This is a genomic window from Massilia sp. TWP1-3-3, from assembly GCF_049897805.1.
Classification (GTDB): domain Bacteria; phylum Pseudomonadota; class Gammaproteobacteria; order Burkholderiales; family Burkholderiaceae_D; genus Telluria_A.
The window spans coordinates 1-1,610 of record NZ_JAFCWX010000104.1; the positions used below are offsets into that span (position 1 = coordinate 1).

At 60.1% G+C, this 1,610-nt stretch carries 2 protein-coding genes; both read left to right on the top strand.

What is annotated here, in order from left to right:
- The first annotated feature begins 139 nt into the window (after positions 1-139).
- A complete protein-coding gene (locus ACP7D4_RS27960; RefSeq protein ID WP_426212697.1) occupies positions 140-529 on the top strand; it encodes a DotI/IcmL family type IV secretion protein in 390 nt (129 codons plus the stop codon).
- A gap of 12 nt (positions 530-541) precedes the next feature.
- Positions 542-1,501 (top strand): DotH/IcmK family type IV secretion protein, encoded by a 960-nt coding sequence (locus ACP7D4_RS27965; protein ID WP_426212696.1) that lies wholly within the window; start codon positions 542-544, stop codon positions 1,499-1,501.
- Positions 1,502-1,610 lie beyond the last annotated feature (109 nt).

Sequence of the window (1,610 nt, forward strand, 5' to 3'; positions counted from 1 at the left end):
TTCATTAATGTCCCGTTTAAATGGGTAGGGGAGCTATTGCTCGCAACATTGAAATTGCTGCCGATGAGGCACTGCTTCGGCCAGCCGGACACGCAGTGGCAGTTTATGAAACATTCAGGATAGGAAGGCAGCTGACGTCATCCAGTACGCGAAGGACAGCATGAATCGTTCCTTCACGCTGGACTTTCTCAACTGGCGACAGCAGCTCGAGGATGTGCGCGGGGACTATACGCGGGACGGTTTCAAGTCATTTATAGCGTCGTTGCAATCCTCGGGTGTTCTCGAGACGATCCGTACTCGCCGTATGAATCTGTCGATCACGGCGGGCACCGGGGTGTTGGTCAAGGAGGGCATCGAGGGTGGCGTATATGTCTGGTATGTCGAGGTCCCACTCGAATTGAAGCTCGCCGGGCAGACTACCGAGCTTCCTCCGCAACGCTTTCTTGGATCCATTCGGATCGAGCGTGTGCCAACTGTCGATGCAATTGGAGGCATCGGAGTTGGCCAGCTCGTCACCAAGCCGCTTTAAGGGATGCTAATCATGAAACGACTTGCCATCATTCTGCTTGCTCCGCTCGCGACAAGCTCCGCGCTTTCGCCGAGTGTAGCGCAGATCGTTCAGCAGCCTGTCCAACAAAGTCCGGTGCAGCAGCCGGCCGCGCGGCCGACGCCGACGTCGGTGGCCGCAGCGCAGGCAGCGGCGCCGGCTAGTCCTGTGCCAGGTCAGGCGCCAAGTCCCCTGCCCGGGCAGGCACCGTCGCCTGCCTCAAACCAGCAGGGCCAGCAGTGGGTCCCACCAAGCGGCGCATTCCCTGCTCCGCCGGCTGTGGGCCAGCCACCCGCGACTTCACAGCAGCAGATCCAAGCTGCTTTTCCGCCGTCGAGTTACGGACCAGCCAGCTACGCCGTTGCTGGCCAGATCGTGGGTTCGCAGCAGCCCGGGGCAGCTGCCGTCTCGCAGGATGGGGTGGCGCCGATACCGCCGCTAGCGCCGCCGACGAATTATCAGCGCGCGGAGCAGGTTGTATCGCCATTTTCGAACAGTGAGATTGTGAGGCTGCGACAAAAACTAGACGGATCGCGCAAAGCGAAGGCCTACCGTCCGGTCCGCACGGTTCCGCGTATCAGCAGCGCATCGGTCGATTTGTCGCCCGGTTCGGCCTTACCGATAGCGCGGACACTGCCGGGCGAGATGACAACTCTGGTGTTCGTTGACGCAACCGGCGCGCCATGGCCGCTTGCAGCGGCGCCGCGCGTATCCGACGCTCGGTACTTCGAAGTCGAGTGGCTGCAAGGCACGCCGGCCGTCGTGATTTCGGCGTTGTCCGCGTATGAAGACGGCAATGTAACAGTGTTTCTCTCCGGCCTGGCAACGCCAATCGTTATCAAGCTCTCGACGGGCGAGCCTGACTCGAAAGACCGGAGCCGCGTGGTCGACTATCGTCTTGATTTGCGCGTGCCTGGTCGAGGGCCGAATGCCACCGCCCCTTTTCTAGTGTAGTGCGTCAAACAGATTGAAGCTTATTAAGTTTGGCACGAGCGCGCGTGACTTTGGCAAGAATGTCGGTCGCTTTCGCGGTCCATATATACGGTTTCGGTGCCATATTATG